Origin of the sequence: Pedobacter sp. UBA5917, assembly GCF_002432345.1 — a bacterium.
Lineage (GTDB): Bacteria > Bacteroidota > Bacteroidia > Sphingobacteriales > Sphingobacteriaceae > Pedobacter.
This window is the reverse complement of record NZ_DJDT01000182.1, coordinates 19,538-37,708: the sequence shown is the minus strand read 5'-3', so window position 1 is coordinate 37,708 and position 18,171 is coordinate 19,538. Positions and strand designations below refer to the sequence as shown.

15 protein-coding genes are annotated in these 18,171 nt (G+C 38.5%); 4 read left to right on the top strand and 11 right to left on the bottom strand.

What is annotated here, in order from left to right; all coding sequences use genetic code 11:
- The 4 genes from B2V92_RS12045 to B2V92_RS12030 form a co-directional block, all read right to left on the bottom strand.
- Window positions 1-1,069 (bottom strand): sodium:solute symporter family transporter (locus tag B2V92_RS12045; protein WP_293308211.1); only part of this gene is annotated, 1,069 nt, incomplete at its 3' end.
- 48 nt (window positions 1,070-1,117) lie between these two features.
- Window positions 1,118-1,423, bottom strand: a complete 306-nt coding sequence (locus B2V92_RS12040) for a hypothetical protein (RefSeq protein WP_293308209.1) — start codon at window positions 1,421-1,423, stop codon at window positions 1,118-1,120.
- A 15-nt stretch (window positions 1,424-1,438) separates the two neighbouring features.
- On the bottom strand, window positions 1,439-2,269 hold the full coding sequence (gene galK / locus B2V92_RS12035; protein WP_293308207.1) for a galactokinase: 831 nt from the start codon (window positions 2,267-2,269) through the stop codon (window positions 1,439-1,441).
- Between the two features lie 11 nt (window positions 2,270-2,280).
- On the bottom strand, window positions 2,281-3,342 hold the full coding sequence (locus B2V92_RS12030) for a UDP-glucose--hexose-1-phosphate uridylyltransferase (RefSeq protein ID WP_293308205.1): 1,062 nt from the start codon (window positions 3,340-3,342) through the stop codon (window positions 2,281-2,283).
- Between the two features lie 160 nt (window positions 3,343-3,502).
- Between B2V92_RS12030 and B2V92_RS12025 the strand changes: the two genes are divergently transcribed.
- Together B2V92_RS12025 and B2V92_RS12020 are read left to right on the top strand one after the other, a co-directional pair.
- A complete protein-coding gene (locus B2V92_RS12025; protein WP_293308203.1) occupies window positions 3,503-4,201 on the top strand; it encodes an NUDIX hydrolase in 699 nt (232 codons plus the stop codon).
- Between the two features lie 92 nt (window positions 4,202-4,293).
- Window positions 4,294-6,105, top strand: a complete 1,812-nt coding sequence (locus B2V92_RS12020; protein WP_293308201.1) for a glycoside hydrolase family 15 protein — start codon at window positions 4,294-4,296, stop codon at window positions 6,103-6,105.
- Between the two features lies 1 nt (window position 6,106).
- Here the strand turns inward: B2V92_RS12020 and B2V92_RS12015 are convergent, their stop codons facing one another.
- Window positions 6,107-6,877: an SDR family NAD(P)-dependent oxidoreductase gene (locus B2V92_RS12015; protein ID WP_293308200.1), complete on the bottom strand. Its 771-nt coding sequence runs from the start codon at window positions 6,875-6,877 to the stop codon at window positions 6,107-6,109.
- Between the two features lie 236 nt (window positions 6,878-7,113).
- On the opposite strand from B2V92_RS12015, the gene B2V92_RS12010 reads away from it, so the two are divergent.
- The gene (locus tag B2V92_RS12010) at window positions 7,114-7,644 is read left to right on the top strand and encodes an OmpA family protein (protein ID WP_293308198.1); all 531 of its coding nucleotides are present in this window, start codon (window positions 7,114-7,116) and stop codon (window positions 7,642-7,644) included.
- A gap of 186 nt (window positions 7,645-7,830) precedes the next feature.
- Complete coding sequence (locus tag B2V92_RS12005) at window positions 7,831-8,013, top strand: hypothetical protein (RefSeq protein WP_293308196.1); 183 nt, start codon at window positions 7,831-7,833, stop codon at window positions 8,011-8,013.
- A 29-nt stretch (window positions 8,014-8,042) separates the two neighbouring features.
- Here the strand turns inward: B2V92_RS12005 and B2V92_RS12000 are convergent, their stop codons facing one another.
- From B2V92_RS12000 to B2V92_RS11975, 6 genes are all read right to left on the bottom strand, one after another.
- Window positions 8,043-9,896, bottom strand: a complete 1,854-nt coding sequence (locus B2V92_RS12000; RefSeq protein ID WP_293308194.1) for a tetratricopeptide repeat-containing sensor histidine kinase — start codon at window positions 9,894-9,896, stop codon at window positions 8,043-8,045.
- A 110-nt stretch (window positions 9,897-10,006) separates the two neighbouring features.
- Complete coding sequence (locus B2V92_RS11995; protein ID WP_293308192.1) at window positions 10,007-10,288, bottom strand: SelT/SelW/SelH family protein; 282 nt, start codon at window positions 10,286-10,288, stop codon at window positions 10,007-10,009.
- Window positions 10,289-10,614: 326 nt separating this feature from the next.
- Window positions 10,615-11,466 (bottom strand): glycosyltransferase family 10 domain-containing protein, encoded by an 852-nt coding sequence (locus B2V92_RS11990; protein WP_293308190.1) that lies wholly within the window; start codon window positions 11,464-11,466, stop codon window positions 10,615-10,617.
- The gene (locus B2V92_RS11985) at window positions 11,456-12,067 is read right to left on the bottom strand and encodes a hypothetical protein (RefSeq protein ID WP_293308188.1); all 612 of its coding nucleotides are present in this window, start codon (window positions 12,065-12,067) and stop codon (window positions 11,456-11,458) included. Before B2V92_RS11985 ends, B2V92_RS11990 begins: the two co-directional genes overlap by 11 nt.
- The gene (locus tag B2V92_RS11980) at window positions 12,058-13,113 is read right to left on the bottom strand and encodes a hypothetical protein (RefSeq protein ID WP_293308186.1); all 1,056 of its coding nucleotides are present in this window, start codon (window positions 13,111-13,113) and stop codon (window positions 12,058-12,060) included. Before B2V92_RS11980 ends, B2V92_RS11985 begins: the two co-directional genes overlap by 10 nt.
- Before the next feature lie 11 nt (window positions 13,114-13,124).
- On the bottom strand, window positions 13,125-18,140 hold the full coding sequence (locus B2V92_RS11975; protein WP_293308184.1) for a hypothetical protein: 5,016 nt from the start codon (window positions 18,138-18,140) through the stop codon (window positions 13,125-13,127).
- Between the last annotated feature and the right edge of the window lie 31 nt (window positions 18,141-18,171).

The window sequence follows — 18,171 nt, the reverse complement described above, 5'->3', positions numbered from 1 at the left end:
CTACTACCGCAGCCGTTAATGCCGCAAAAGAAAGTCCTTTTAAACCCGCAGGAAGTAAGTTTAACAATACCGGATAAGCACGATCGGGATTTACTGAACCGCCCTGCATCATTTCCGACTGAAAAGCTCCGTCCTTATATAAAACATAAGCCGCAATACCTGGTAAAACCACAATAATCGGCATTAACAACTTTAATAAAGCGGCGAAAAGGATACCACCGCGGGCAGTTTCCAAATTAGCACCCAAAGCACGCTGGGTAATGTACTGGTTACAGCCCCAATAATTTAAGTTTACAATCCACATACCGCCGATCAGTACACTTAAGCCCGGCAGATCGATATAATTTTCGTTATCCGGTTTTAAGATCATGTGGAAATGCTCTGAGGCCTTTGAAGTCATTAAACTATAACCTTCAAAAATACCGGTAGTACCATAGTGGGTAGAAACCAGGTTTAAAGCCAGATAAGTTGTGGCCAAACCACCTAAAATCAGGAAAAATACCTGGATTACGTCGGTATAACCGATTACCTTCATCCCGCCAAGGGTAATGATAATGGCAAAACCAGCAATGGCATACATACAAAAGCTTAAATCGAAGCCCGAAATACTGCTCACAGCCAAAGCACCCAAATAAAGGATCGAGGTTAAGTTAACCACTACATAAAGCAGTAACCAGAACACAGCCATAATCATAGCCACCGTACCATTATAACGTTGGTGCAGGAATTGGGGCATTGTGGCAATTTTATTCTTGAGGTAAACCGGAATAAAGAAAACTGCAACCACAATTAGTGTTGCCGCCCCCATCCATTCGTAGGTTGCGATTGCCAGCCCCATTTTAAAGCCCGAACCGCTCATGCCGATAAACTGCTCGGCCGAAATATTGGAGGCAATTAACGAGGCACCAATGGCCCACCAGGTTAAAGAGCCTTCGGCAAGAAAATAATCTTTGGAACCTGTGGATTCCGATTTTTTCTTGTTGTAAATGTAGAGACCATAGGCCGCTACAATAACGAAGTACACTGCAAATACAATGTAATCTTTCGTGTCTAATAAATTGTTTTTCATTGATTAATTTTGGTTATTTGGTTAGTATATACCAGTGGTAATATTTTTTTAGTTGTATAAACTGGTTCCATGATCGGTTTGTACCGTATATGCATCCAGTTTCAGCCCGAATTCCAGGAGATATTTAGCAGACAGATCTTCAACCAGATCGGCAATTTTATCTTCTTTTACAATGTTGATGGTACAGCCTCCAAAACCACCGCCCATCATCCTTGCACCCAGCACAAAATCAAGCGGTTTAACCGCATCAACCAAAAAGTCGAGTTCTTTACAGCTAACTTCGTAATCTTTGCTCAAACCTTCGTGCGTTTCGAACATCAGTTTACCCAGGCCCTGCAGATTGCCATTTTCCAATTGCTCTGCGGCGGTTTATAAACGGCCGATTTCTTTTACCACAAAACGGCATTTATTATACACTTCTTCATCTTTGGCCTTAACATAGGTATCCAACATACTTAAGTCTACATCTCGCAGTGTATTTACATTCGGATAATATTCTTTTACCCAGGCTACCCCCTGTTCACACTGTGCCCTCCTTTTATTATAGGCTGAGTCGGCAAGCTTGTGTTTTACATTGGTGTTCAGCAGTAATAATTTATATCCATCTAGTTTTAGGGGGATATAAATGTGTTTCATCGACCTGCAATCGAGCATAATGGCCTGATCTTTTTTACCGAATACGGATGCAAACTGATCCATAATGCCACAGTTAACCCCGGCAAAAGTCTGCTCGGCTTTCTGTGCTATTAAAGCCACATCCATTTTCGGAACAGAAAGCGAGAAAAGCTGATCAAGTGCAAAACCTGTAGCACATTCAACCGCTGCAGAAGAGGATAATCCAGCGCCCAAAGGCACATCGCCATCGATATAAAAGTTAAAGCCACCCAATTTATAACCTCTTTCTTTCAGTTGATCGGCCACACCCAAAATGTAGTTGGCCCAACTGTTTTCTGATTTTTTTAAATCTTTTATTGATGAAATATCAAATTGCTGGTAGCTTTCGGAAAACAGATGAACTTCGTCGTCTTCCCTTTTCGAAATGGCTACATAAATAGCCTTATCAATAGCAGCCGGCATCACAAAACCACCATTATAATCGGTATGTTCGCCAATAATGTTGATCCTTCCGGGCGAGCGTACCAAAATCGGCTCGGTATTATATAATTTTTTAAATGTATTCTTTAATTGTTGTGCGTTCATTATCAATTTTTTTAGTCTTCAGCTTTGCTGTTTTTATAGTGTTGTGCCGACATTTCTTTTAATCGGGTTGCCGCAAATTCGGGGGTAATATCGCGTTGTGGATTGGCCAGCATTTCGTAGCCTACCATAAACTTTTTAACGGTTGCCGAACGCAATAATGGCGGATAAAAGTGCATGTGCCAGTGCCACTCGGGATAATAACCATTGTTTACCGGAGCCTGGTGCATACCTGCCGAATATGGAAATGAGGTTTCGAAAAGGTTATCGTATTTGGTGGTTAATATTTTAATGGCTTCGGCCAGGGATTTCTTCTCCGCTTCGTTAAATAACTTGATGCTATTTACATGGCGTTTGCTGATAATCATGGTTTCGTAAGGCCAAACTGCCCAGAAAGGCACCAAAACGGCAAAATGATCGTTCTCGAAAATGATACGTTCGTTCTTTTTAAGTTCCAGTTTTAAATAATCGGCCAGCAGACTTCTTCTGTGGATGGCGTAATAGGTTTTCTGACGTTCGGTTTCTTTGGCAATTTCCAATGGGATATCCCCCTGCGACCAGATCTGTCCGTGTGGATGCGGGTTGCTACAGCCCATTATTTCACCTTTATTCTCAAAAATCTGGATGTATTTGATCCAGTCTTTTTCGGCCAGACTGTTAAATTCGTTCTGCCAAACATTTACCACGGCAGTAATGGCCTCAACACTCATTTCGGGCAATGTAAGGTTGTGTTTTGGACTAAAACTGATTACCTTGCAAAGTCCTTTCTGATTATTGGCCACCAACAGATCATCTTCGTTCATGGTGCCGGTAGGTGTATCTTCTAAGAGTGCGGCAAAATCATTGTTAAAAACAAAGCTTTCGGTATATTCAGGGTTGGTATCGCCATCGGCCCTGCCATTGCCCGGACATAAATAACATTTAGGATCGTATTCAGGGCGGTTATCTGGTGATACGTCTTCAACCTTACCCTGCCAGGGCCTTTTGGTGCGGTGTGGTGAAACTAAAACCCATTCTCCGGTTAGTATATTTAACCTGGTATGCGGATTACTGTCGAGTTCGAATGTCTGGTTCATCTTATATTTTCAATTGGTTAGAAACATTAAGCCATTTAGCTTAATCTATCACAGCGCCAAATTATAAAATTATTATTAATTGTCAAAACGACAATTAATAATAATTTTTATATTCGTGAAAATTTGAACATATTGAGGTCTTTAAAACCACTAACAAAAAATGATTGAATATTCCGGACAGCCTCACTACCTTGTTGCTGTTGACTGTATTGTATTTGGATTTGATGGCGAGCACCTTAAAATTCTACTGGTAAAGCGCGGTTTAGAGCCCGAGATAAACAAATGGAGTTTAATGGGCGGTTTCGTTGGGCCGGATGAAAGTCCGGATGATGCCGCAAACAGGGTATTAAAAAAAATGACGGGTTTAGAAGGCGTTTATCTGGAACAGATGCAGATTTATGGCGAACCTAAACGAGATCCGATAGAACGTACCCTTTCGGTAGGCTATTTTGCACTGATCGATATCCATAAATACGAAGAGCAGTTAAACGATGACTATGAAGCAGAGTGGTTTTTGATCAACGACAGGCCAAAACTTATATTCGACCACAATGAAATGGTTGCCGATGCAAGGAAAAAACTGAGGTACAAAGCGGCCCTCCATCCTATCCTGTTCGAAATGCTGCCCAAAAAATTTACCATCCCACAATTGCACATCCTTTTTGAAGAGGTAAATGATACCGAAATCGACACGCGGAATTTCAGCCGGAAAATCAGTTCGACCGGTTTATTGATCAAACTGGCCGAAAAAGACAGGTCTGGCTCGAAAAAAGGCGCATTTTATTTCAAACTCGATAAAAAGAAATATGCGGCCAATGCACAGGCTTTTTTAAACCTGATGCCAAATTTAAAAGTTTAAGCTTTTTCTAACTTTTACTATCGCCTGCGCCATAAAAGGTAAAACAAAAGCAAAGCATTATTCCTTTGCTTAAGTAGTTTATACCTCAAAATATGGCAAAGCACAAAAAAAGGCCTTTCCAGCCGATAGAAAACTATGGCGTTATCGGCAACCTGAAAACCGTAGCAATGGTTTCGCTACAGGGATCGATAGATTTTTTGTGCGCACCAAAATTTGATTCGCCAACCGTTTTTGCTTCGATGCTCGATCAGCAAAAGGGTGGCTATTTTTCGGTTGAGCCACAACTGGAAAATTACACCAGTAAACAGCTTTATCTGCCTGGAACGGCTGTTCTGCTTACCCGCTTTTTTGCCGAACAGGGTATTGCAGAGTTAAGCGATTACATGCCTTTATCAAAAGAAACTGATTTCCCAAGTGCCATCATCAGACAGATTAAAGCCATTAGGGGCAATATTACATTTAAGGTATTCTGTGTGCCCAGCTTTGGCTATACCGAAAGCAAACATAACATTAAACATGAGAAGGATGAACTGGTGTTTTTCTCCAAACCTGAAAAGCTTAGTTTAAGATTAAAAGCAGATGTGCCCTTGCATATCGAAAAAGGTACAGGTTATGCTGAATTTACGCTGAAAGAATCGGAAACGGCGCATATCATCCTCGAAATTATTGAAAATGGACAAACAGCTGCCGATTTAAACCATTATATAAAACATGGTTACCGCAAAACCGTAGATTATTGGCGGACATGGATCAATCAAACCACTTACAAGGGCCGGTATGACGAAATTATCAGAAGATCGGTTATTACTTTAAAACTGCTTACATCCGCCGAGTTCGGTTCGGTAGTGGCAGCACCTACATTCGGGGTGCCTGAAACCATTGGTGGAAACCGCAACTGGGATTACCGTTTTACCTGGATAAGGGATGCGGCCTTTACGATGTACGCCTTTTTAACACTTGGGTTTTTCGATGAAGCAACTGCTTTTATGGACTGGATATTTAACCTATGCCAAAAGGTAGACCTGCAATTGGTGTACCGTATAGATGGAAATGCAGAGATAAAGGAAGTAGAAGCAACTCAGTTTGAAGGTTATCATTCGTCAAAACCGGTGCGTATAGGCAACGAAGCGGCAAGCCAGTTACAGATTGATATTTATGGCGAACTGATCGATACAGTTTACATTTATAACAAATCGCACAAACCGATTACCTACGAATTTTGGACATTGATAGAAAAACAGGTTGAATGCGTGATGAAACAATGGAAAAAGCCAGATCATGGTATCTGGGAGATCAGGAATGAGAAAAAAGAATTTCTGCATACAAGGCTGATGTGCTGGGTAGCGATGGACAGGGCGATTAAAATTGCCGAAAACCGATCGTTCCCCTACCCTGAAAGCGAATGGCATAAGATCCGTAGCGAAATTTATGAAGACATTTACCATAATTTCTGGAATGAAAAGCTGGGTGCCTGGGTACAGTATAAAGGTGCAAAGCATGTAGATGCGAGTGCTTTACTGATGCCCCTAACGCATTTTATATCTCCGTTAGAGCCCCGCTGGCTTTCTACCATGAAAGCAATTGATGAAGAGTTGCTTTTGGACGTACTGGTTTACCGCTATAAAAACGGCATGACCAAAATAGACGGACTTGAAGGCGAGGAAGGTACTTTTAACATGTGTTCGTTCTGGTTTATAGAAGCGTTGGCCAAAAGCGGAGAACTGGAACGTGCGGTAGAAAATTTTGAAAAGATGATCGGCTATTCCAACCATCTTTTGTTATTTAGTGAAGAATTGGGCCGGAAAGGCGAGCACCTGGGCAATTTTCCGCAGGCTTTTACGCATCTGGCACTAATCAGCGCGGCTGTTGAACTAAATAAACAGCTTAGCCGCGAAAGTCATTAACCTATTGTTCTTCGTAATGATAAGTTAATCCTCCGTCAACAAAATAAGTTGATCCGGTAACATAAGCGGCATCATCGGAAGCAAGAAAAGCCACTACAGCGGCTACATCTTCTACTTTGCCCATTCTCCTCAATGGAATATTCTGCAGTACTTTTTCCAGTTGTTCTTTATTGTTTAACAGATCGTGATTAATGGGTGTTGAAACCGCGCCGGGTGCAACATTATTGATGCGGATGTTGAATGGCGCAAGTTCTGTGGCCAGGTTCCGGGTAAGCATCCTTAAGCCACCCTTACTTGCACAATAGGCCGCAAAATGGGGAAATACAATTTCTTCGTGCACAGAACTCATATTGATTACGGTACCGGCCACCTTATGCTCACGGCAATAATTTACAAAAGATTGGATTGTGAAAAATACGCCTTTTAGATTGGTATCCATCACGAGATCATAATCTTCTTCGGTTACTTCCCAAAAATCGGCCTTTTTCTCTACTCCTGCATTATTGACCAGGATATCGAGCTTACCAAATTCGGTAACGGCATCATTTACCAATTTAATGGCTTCTTTGGCTTTGCTTAAATCGGCAACTAAAAAAACGGCTTTTTGTCCCAGCTTTTTAATCTGGGCAATCAGTTTTTCTCCCCTCTCATCAAATTTGTGCCCATTTAAGATAATATCACAACCTTCTTCGGCCAATCTCAAAGCACATGCGGCACCTATCCCCTGGCTGCTTCCGGTAATTAAAGCTACTTTATTTTTAAAACGTTCCATATCAATATTTTATACTAGAATAAAGAAAATTGCGGGGAATATGTTTGAAGAAAAAAGCATTAAAACGATACTGATTTAAAATAAGTTAAGTAAAACCAGATTTAAAAACCAACCGTAAAACCTGTGTAATTAATTAAGATAATATAAGTTCTTTAAAAAAACGCCGTTATAGCTATGATCATTTATTAGTATGTTTGGGCAATAAACACACAATAAACTTAAATTAATCTTAAAACATGAACATTACCAAAAACCTTTTATTAACTGCGCTTGTTGCACTTTTTACGCTAACCATGTACTCGTGCAAGACGAAAAAACTGGTTGCAAAACCAACTCCTCCTGCACCTGTTGAAAAACCAGCACCGCCGGTTGAGGAGAAAAAAACCGCTCCTGAACCCGAGCCGGAAAAACCTGCCCCAGTTGAAAAACCTAATTTTAATTTAGATAATATCCAGTTCGAATTTAACTCTTTCGTACTTAAAACTTCTTCATTTCCGATTTTGGATAAAGCTGTGGCCGAAATGAAAAAATCGCCGGAAACCAAATTTGTGCTTAATGGCTATTCATCTGCAGAAGGTACACCGGAGCATAACCTATCACTTTCGGTAGACCGTGCAAATGCCGTTAAATCTTATTTTGTAAACGCAGGTTTAAAAGCTGATAACTTTAGCATTGTTGGCCATGGTGAGAAAAACCCGATCAGTGCTAATGATACCGAAGAAGGTAGAATTTTAAACCGTAGAACGGAAATTAAAGTTCAAAAATAAAATATTCAACCCCCAACTTGCGGGGGTTGTTTTTAGGTATCCCGAATGCTTTCAGGACAACCTATTCCGATTAATAATTCCACTAGGGAGTAAGGCTGTATTTTTCAATATTACACACTAACGTGAAATATAATAATGATACAAAAATACTATTAAAGAGCACTTTAACAGCCATATTTTTGCTTCATGATACATATTGATGCATTAACCCCTATACATCGATTAGAGCAACTTAAAGTTGGCGATGTTATCTCGGATACTTTCGGCAGCTCTGGCGCCATTAAAAGTATTGAGATTTTAAAACACAAAACTTCTTTAACCTATTATTTCAGGATAAAATCGGGCAAACTGATTTTGGCTTTAAGGTAGTTGGATAGCTTTATTTTAGTGTAAGATAGTTAAACCGGAAGTTCGATAAAGAATGTAGTGCCCTTTTTGGCATTCCGCTCGAACCAGATTTTACCATCGTGGGCTTTGATAATCTGTTTGCAGATGGCCAATCCTAATCCGTACGACTGTTCTCCAGCCGTGCCTGTACGTTTGGCATCGGTAAACATCTCGAAAATTTTATCCTCAATTTCTTTAGGAATACCAATGCCTTCATCATTAATGGCAATTTTAACCGAATGGGTACCTTGTTCCATTGTAATCCGTATGGTTGCATTATTGGGGCTAAATTTAACCGCATTGGCAATTAAATTACTTATTACCCTCCAAAGCTTCTCTCCATTGGCCAAAATGGTTAGCGGTTTGGCATCCAGTTTAATATGCTGGCCTTTGTCATCAGCGCTATTCTGTAATATAGAAACGCAATAACGGAGCAGTTCGCCGAGATCTACCGGGGTTTTATTAAGCGGATTACCCGTAAACTGTGTCTGCAACAGATCTTTTACCAGTGCCAGTGAATCTTTACTCGAATTTTTAATCAGCGCAAGCATTTCCTGGTCATCCTTCGAACGTCCTTCATCCCCCAACATCAACTCAGTAGTGGTATAAATGGCTGCAATCGGACTGCGGAGATCGTGTGCTACCACTTTTAGCAGATTGGTATTATCGGCCTGGCTCTGCTCTAAAGCTGCAAGTGCTTCTTCCATCTGGTTGTTCTTATTGATTACCACAGCATTTAACTTTTTTGTCCGTTTTAAACTCTGCCTGATTACAATAAGTATGGCAATAGCCAGCAAACAGGCTATGGTAGTGAGTACAAGTAAGGTGATCTGATATTTAGACCGCTCTTCCAGGGCATCTACCTGTTGCTCTTTGAGTGCATAATCTAAATAATCTACGCTGGAAGAGTTATTTATCTTATCCTGTTCTTCCTGGAGCGTAACGAGTTTACTGCTGTAAATTGCAGCAGATAGGCCATCATGTTTTAAGCTATAATAATCAAATAATTTTTTAGCAAATACCTCACTGTAGATCAAAAAGCCATTTTTGTCGGCAAGGGCAAGTCCTTGTTTATAATAATTTAAGGCCAGTGCTGTATCAGATGTAATCAGTTGATCTCCCATATCGATCAACATATCCATTGAAACATAGTAAAGTTTTTTATCAATTGCGCGGTTAGTGGTAAGGTGAAGGAGACTTAGTCCTTCTTTTAACTTCCCTCCGGCAATCAATTCATCTGCAATTAACTGATCAATGGCTAATAAGGTTCGCTCATCTTTATATTTCAGCGCAATTTCTTTTGCCTTGGTGATATAATTTTTCTTCTTCTCTGCGTTGTATTTAGCTGGATAAATTAAAAGATAATTGTAAATAACGAGCGACATGATCGAATCCTGCCGAAGTTCGTTACCTTTTTTAACGGCTATATTAAACCATTGTACGGCACGCTGATCTTTGCCGAACTCTTTGTATACCATGGCAATATTCATCGTGGTTTGTACCACATTTACTGAATCCTTGATTTTGCCATAAGCAGTGTGCGCCTCGTTATAATATCTCAATGCAAGCTGCAGATCGCCTTTGATATCGAAAAATATCCCGAGGTTATTTAATGCATCTGCTTTGCCTTTTGCATAGTTAAGGCGGTTGGAAACTTCGCGGGCACTACGCGTATAATAAAAAGTACTGTCTATGTTTTTTTCATACATCAACATGGCGAGCCTATTAAGGGCATCAACATATTTGAAGCTATCGGTAACTTTTTGGAGGCTGCCCTTTAACCTTTCGGTTTCTGAAGACTGGGCAAAAACGGATGAACTTAGCGATACCAGCAAAAAAAGAAAAAAAAGACTTTTTTTAATCATAACCTAGAACTAAATCGGGAAGAATTAATTTAGGTAAGTATAAGCATATTTTTGAAGATCATTTAAAATTTAACAAAAGAATACGCTGAGCTGTAATTTAATACCTAAACTTATTTAACATCAGAATGGCCAAGATTTTTATCGGGGCTTACTACATCGCGGATAAGCTGTTTCAGCTCCTTAATCTCAGGGAAACGCTGCATCTGCTTACGGTCGAAAATCAGTTTTTCATTAATGGTTATGGTAAAAACGCCAGATGTTTCACTCGGCAACAGGCTTACTCCTTTTACTTCATCAACAAAGGTGGTCAGAATTTCCTGAGCCATGTATGCCGAACGCAACATCCAACCGCATTTAGGGCAGTAAGTTATGTTTATAAATGGTTTTTCCATTTGAGTTTTTTTACAAGAATACGGAATAGTTTGGAGTTGGGAGTTATTAGTCTTCAGTCCAGGGTCCAAAGCCTTAAGTCGAATAATTGAGGAGCCAAATGCCAAATATCAATAACTAATGATCAAATCGCAATGTCCAGACATCAATAACGAATAAACTAAATACCTATGTTGGCGTCTTAAAGAATAGTTGGCATAGTTTTTTTTTGAATTATTATATGATGATAATTTTATAAAACATTTATAATGGGCCTCTTTCAAAATTATAGTTAAAACACTAATAAACAGTTAGATTATAATGTTTTTAATACTTTGAATGACGTTTATTACATTGCTCTACTTAATTTACATTCTTTAACAACATCCTTATCATGTAACGACATCCAGATGATGTTTAAAGGATTTAATATTGTTATTACTCTTCTTTTTTGTTCTTTGATATATTTTAACTGTTTATCATAAAAATTATTTGAAACATAGTTTTTTATAATGTGTAAGCTATGTTCTTTGTCTTCACAATTTAACTGTACAAAAGACCTTTCATCTATAAATTCTGCCAAATTTGGGCACCCATCATAAAAACATAAAGTTTCTGATAATAAAGGGTCAATTATTTTCTCAGTAAAATATCCACACTCTCTAATATTCTCCGCTGCAAAATGATACCTGTAGTTCCACAAACCATCACTTTTATTATCTAATTTACCACGATAATCTTTTAGTGACAGCAAGTGATAACTTGGTTTATTACCCCAGATATCTATTTCTATTTTTCCATCAAGAAATCTTAACAAATCCAATCTTCTTCTCTGCCCAGGTAAACTATAAAGCCCACTAGTTATTGATGATATACTTTTATTTTTTTTATTTGTTTTCTCAATATCATTGAAAAATAAGAATGGAAGTGGTAAAAACATCTCTTCAACCCTTCCAAATTTGTTCTGTTCATAAAATTTTGATGCGCTGGGCTCGGTTTTAAATATTACCGCTTTATTTTCTTCAAATCCTTTGGTAAATAATTCGATACTAGGGCACGTTAATATTACCAACTTATCATAATTATCGTTTACCGTAAATTCTAGGTCTTTATAATAATTTTTATTATTACAATATCTACTTTTAATTGAAGCTAGCAGTTTGTAATCGCTTTCAAAAAAAGACGTGAATTTAACTTTCATTACTTATTAATTTCATTAGTTGCTGTTCTGCACAATTAAAAAGTTCACCAACTTTTTTATTCTTAAATTTATTGATAAGAGAATCTGCATCAGGCATTTGTTTTGAAAGAAAAGGTATGGTCAAATACAAATCGGCATATACCCCAAATGCTGACAAAACAGAATCAATATGATTTTTATTATCGATACCTAGTATCAAATCATACATTGGCTTAAATACAACTACTAATTGACATCCCCTACCTCCATTTAATTTAACAAGTCCCTTTATATTGGTTTTTTTTACTCCGTAAACATGATGAGATCCAGTAAAAAGAACACCCGCTTCTCTTATCAAACACTCATTAATGAAAGCATCAAGAACTTCTATACAGAAAAAATCAGTTAAAATAAGGTCATCTTCTCCGAAAATAAAAAAATCATTATCATAGTTCTGTTTAACTAACAATTTTACTCTAGCAGTTAATGCATCATAGCCTATTTCTGTTACGTTATTATAAATAACTTGATAATCAATAGGCAAGCAATTGAGCATTGGTAAAAGGGTATTTAATCTATTCTCTCCAATTTTTGTTGCTGTACTAATTATATTTAGATACATAATTCAATTTTCTGCGTGTTGTCAGCTTCGTCTATATATCTTCTGAAAGTTTTATTATTTTGAAAGATATATTCAGAATTACTAATGATATTAGAAGCTTTTAATTCTCCATCTGTCATGATATTTACCAGTGGTGTAGTTACATTTTCAATATATACATCGGCAAAATCACCTCCTAGAGTGGTCACATTGATATTACAATTTCGAAAAGTTGTTGAATTAAAATTTGGCAATTTTTCATCAAAATCTGGGGTATATGTAGAGTAACCAGAACCAGTTATCTGTATGTTACTTTTCACTAATTTTATTTTTTTTATTTTACCAAGGATGTGATTAATCTTAAAGACTGAGTCGACCATCCATGCAATTATTAATGGTTGCCCCAAAGTATAATACTCGTTGCTATCAATATTTGGCACTGTTAATTCACTGTTAGTATTTATGTTGATAGCATCTATGATGCTATTATCATTGACATCTTTGTATTTTAAGTTTCTAAAATCCAGCGTAGATTTTCTATTTTTCAACTTGTCTTCCCTATATATGATTTCACCTTTTTCTGACAGTAAATATCCCTGAATTCTATTATTTGGAGTATATCTGATATAATCTCCATGCAAAAGTGATTTTCCTTTAAAAACAGGTGTTAGTGTATTGATCCAGGTGTTATTAATTTCGTCCCAATAGCCTCCTTCGATATTGGCCATAAAATTTAGAATGAGCGGCTCATTATCGGTAACATAAACTTCATTTATCAATTCCAAATCACTATTAAAATATATAAATTTCCCATAAAAGTCAGTCAATAAATAAGGTATATCATATCTCAACATACCAGTTGTAATCAAATCCATTAATTCAAGATAAGTAACCGGAATAGGGAAGTTTTTTCCTTCTATTTTATCTTGTTCAATCTCATCCCTCATCAGCTTGATCAACTCCCTTAATTTTACCCCTTGTGTTTTATTTAAGGTAGGGTTATAGGCATCGGGGGCCTTTATAATTTCATCAATATAAGCATCGGTAATTGTAGGTGTTTGTGACATAATTTTACTTTTTAAATTGTGGTTTTAATGGTTAATTCATTATCAGTTAGGTTAAATAATCCTGAGGTATTCTGCACCTGCACTTTAAAGCGGTAATACAGTTTATCGCCATCTTCATCAACCAATAATAAAGGGGTCGGTAAAATATATTCCATCTGGGCTGATGCATTTTCTGCATCTACTGTATATACTTTCTCCCAATTACCACGGTTATTTTGTTTGTACAAGTAATAATTGGCTTTATTGGCAGTAGTAGGCCAGGTTAATTTGTTTCCAACCTCATCGTAAACTAGTTCAGGAGCTTCTGGATTTAGGTAATCGGGCAAGGTAATGGCAATTACATCGGTACCTAATGACAATACCTCTTCTATTTCTTCTTTTTCGTTGATGATCTTCCGGATCCCAGCTAAGCGATAATAAACGGTATCGCCAAGTGGCGCAGCGGTTAAATCGCTAAAGTCGTCGGTAATGTCATACCCCTCAAACTGATCGGCATCAATATCACGGTCTACATAATATTCCATGCCTTGAAGTGTAACTGTATGGCCTATATTTTTTGAACGGTAAATCCTGATTTTAGAAATGCGGTCTTCGGGAGATATTGGTGCTATATTAAAAACAACCGATGCGCCACTTTCAGCAGAAAAAGAATCGAGATTCAATGCATACCTGGTAACCAAAGGCGGTGCCGAAGGTAAGGTTTGCAGAATAGTTACCGGTCCGGCAAAAGGACTTAATACCCCAGGCTCTAACTGGTTGGTTACCTCTACACCAGCAAAGAAATACAATTTCCGCGAAGCTCCGCTTAAAAAGTAATCGGTAAAACGGATATAAGTGGTATTGGGCTGCGATGGTTTATTATACTGCCTGATCATAGGGAAAGGATTAAAAGCGGTATCTGTTGCATCAAGCAGGTTTCCATCCAGATCGCGTATTACCGGTATTGCATTCTCCGTCTGCAGGCCCTGTTTAATAAAATTCAGTATCGGGGTCTGTTCGGTTAAAGGCAACAAAGTTTCCTGTATGGCAGCAAAATATTTTAGTTTCTTAATTGCCAAACTATCCTGTTCGTCATCAACTAATCCTATCCTATCGGGTTTTGGGAAACCATAAGGGTTTGGCGTCGCAGGGAATTGTTTAAATGAATCGGGAGTAGCATCATCGAAAGTTAAATTAACCAGTTCTAAATACCTCTGACTATAAAAAGCATCTTCTTCAAGATCAGCAAGGCTTTCTAAAATCTGCGTTACGGTACTTGGTTTATACAGGGCTTCCAACACATCCTCATTGGTTGTACGGTAAAACATAAAGCCAAATGGCGCACGTTTTATGCCATTTACCGTTGGTACAATTTTAACATCAAAGGTAAATGAGGCTTTACCTGTAGCATCAGGACGTACTTTTAAGCCAAATATAGTAGGGGCTTCAAACTGCACCGGTTCTTCAATTTTACGTGCAAGCAGTATAGCAGGAACAGAAACGTCCGAAACACTGTTATTGCCCTCGGGCCTGCTATCTATGGTTTGCAAACCAAGCAGGGTACGTTTATCGTTGTCGTTACCAACAGGAAGTATATTGGTACCGTTAAAGGTATCACCTGCCCCAGGCTCTGTGAAAAAGTAAGCCCTGTAACCCGGATGAAAGTTTACGGGAACAGTTAAGGCAGATGGCTCTGAAATACGGATCGGATCGTCCTGATAACCCGGATCGTAAACATACAGTTCTACAGGATGTGTTTTTTCTATCCTGATTACCTCCAATAATTTCGGTTCAGGATCTCCGTTTAAAGTTGGTACCCTGATTAAACCCTTATACCACTCTACGTGCGCCTGACGTAACTGATCGGGCGAATTCTTATTGGGATCGTTGGCATCAAAAGGCAGGTTAATTTGAGGGTGATCATCTAAGTTACCGGTATGATCGAAACTGATCTTATAATAACCCAACAAACCATCCGGATAGTCTGCACCGAATAATGCGGTAACGGTTGCCTGGTTATGCATACCTCCTACCCAATAAATGGTTTCTTTACCTTCTGAATCGGAAATGCGTTCAATAGTCGGATTATTGGGATCGGCAAAACTTTTTAATTGAACAGTTTCAGTAATCGGCTCCCAGTTAGCAGGATGGCTTAAATTTTCAACCAGCGTAAACCTGCTTCCAATTTCGGGAAAGGTGGTATTTTTTTGCGTACTGTAGGCACCTGGATTATTCTCATCGTCTACTACCTTGCTATCAGAAATAATTTCTACTACAATCTCTGCATCTGTAGATGTGATTACCAGGGTTTCTACGCGAAACTTTCCTCCAGGGGTCGTTAACATGCTGTTGTTAAACCTAGGAAAATCATCAGGGGCTATTGCAGGAACGATTTCAGTTCCATCTATCTGTTTATAGCTTCCGATAATCAGTTTAACAAATTTATCGTTGCCTGGCATGTGCACCACATCTTTAATCTGTCCGGCTACAGTTAAAGGCAATTCTGGTTTAAAATATGCTTTAACATGGTCTGCTTTGATGAGTGTATTAAGTTGTTCGGCCGACTGATCAATCAACCTGGTGGCATCCAATATATCGAGCCAGTTAAAAGTTACACGGGTAAAACCGATATCCTGGCCTGCAAAAGTTTGTTTACGCCCCGCCAGCCAATTCTGCTCAGCAATAGTGGTAAACAATAATGGATCTTCTTTTTGAACATATTGTACTGCAACATCGCTTGGTGGCAATAATGTATTTATCGCTGCGAATTCGGTTGTATCAGTACTTACCTCATCGCTTAATGCAGAAACCCTCGAGAACCAATTTATACCATAAATGGCATAAAAATGTTTACCCGGATGTTTTTCGAAATGGATAAATAAACTCAATACATCATCTCTTAACGGTTCGGGCTCCAATACGCCCCCTGGATTGGCATCATCATAGGCGTAATACTGTTGCTGATCTGGGAAACCGCCACTGGTAATTTCGGGTTTTACATATATAGACTGGTTTTCTGCACGGTACTCCAATCCATAAAAAACCGGTTTTGGATTTTCGAAAATATTCTGGTTTTCGATGGCATTTAAATCTGCAAAGAAATCATGACCAACCAATTCGTCGGCAAAAGGCATCCTACCTATGTTAACCACACGTGCGTAATCTAACTTTGCATAACCTTTATCATCAAGCATATCATTCATGCTGTCGTTATTCCCCAAAAACTGGTAAACTACCGGTCTCATTTTAGGTTTTTCGGGTAACAGGTAATCTGCTTTACCAACTGGCAAGCTAGTATACACATAAGTAGATGTGTCAGACGTATTTAAACTACTTTTATTAGTATAGCGCACCTGATAAATATAATCTTCATTTTTTGCCAGGGTATCGATATGCCCCAACCCCAGCATCCTCGCGAAATGATAATCAAGTGCCTGCAGGTTCATAATATCCAGATAACTGATCATAAAACCTTCGTTCTGTTGCTCTGGATTCACATTAGTAATCATTTCTTCTGCCCTGGGATCGGTATTGCTTAATTGGAGGTATTTGTTAAGCACTTCTTTTACCGAGGGATTATCGGCACTGGTGTTTAACCATTTATCCTTATAGTTGGCTATTTTTACGGTAGTGCCATCATTAAAATGTGGCCAAAGGTGATCAATAGGATAGTTTTCATTTTCTAATCGGTCGAAAACCACAGTATCATCTAAAGAAATCCCAAAGCCGTTTCCTATTTCTGTCCAGTCGGTTTCCTCACGGGTAATTAAAAAGTCGTGATAGGTTCCGAAATAAAAACCTCTGATCGCACCGTTTAGGGATTTTTTCGCCGATACCTTCGCAATATTATCTGCTTTAATAAACTCAATCGATATCCCGTTACTCTCCAGCACCATCGTTTTACATACCTCAGTGGTATTTTCAGTATCGTTACCGATCTGTGAAAGGGTCTTAATCTTGAGTACTGCTTTTTCTTCACTGATATTGGAAAAATTGAATCCCGCCACATAACATGTTTTATTTTCTACCTGTAAAGTAATGGTTTCGCTATACGAGGATAAAAAACGATAATAATCCAGTAAAGGGTCAATTGTTCTGGCCAGTAGCGCATAGGCATTTGCATCATCAAACGTAAGTATTAAACGGTTGGTAATTTTATGCCCGTTAAGGGTATTATTGAAGGTGTAAATCCATTGCCTGGTTTTAAAATTGATTACCGGCCGGTTAAGTTCAAAATCAAAGAAAACAAAATGCTGGTTAACATTGGGTGTACGGAATACCCTCACATAATCATCTTTACGGTTAAAGCCAGATAACTGCCCGTTCTGCGCATTGTAATAATCGCCTTTTGGCAGGTGGTTATCACCCAGTTCGCCGGTAAGGCTCCACCTTAAGTGGATACCCTGGGCAATGCCATTGCTCCCATCCGAACCTGCCGCCTGAAGGTAAATACCAGTGGTGTTGTTCAAATAAGTATCTCCCTCAACACCACATGGGTTAAGGCCTAATTGGACCAATAAATCTTTTATGGCTTTAAAAGCGGCTAACAATGCTTCTAAAGCTGCATTTAAAGCATAACGGTCTTCTTCGCTAAAAGTATCTTCACTGTAATTGTTAATCTCATTGAGCATATTTAAAATGCTCTTAAAAATGGTACTATAACCTGTACCGCTGGTATCGAGATAACCTACATAAAAATCATCAAACAGGAAATCATCGCCATCAAAATCACCATAAAAGTAATCTTCATATTTTGGCGGATTGATTACCGGTGAGCCTACGTTAAAATCCCTGTCAGAAAAATTCCTTTCACTAAAATCACCACCGATGTAAACTGTATTATCAGGATTGGTAACCTCTTTTAACACCCTGATGGTGATCAGGTATAGTTTTTTTAACACATCCTGTTCGAGCAGGCGCAACAATCGCAGCAATTCTGTATGGTTATTTAAGCCACCACCGGCTTCTAAGGCGTGTATAGCAAAAAGACAATCTGTTATACGGGTATAATCGGATGAATAAGCATTGAAATTGTTCTCAGACGCCATTTTTGAAAGTATTTTTATTAATTATTATTAA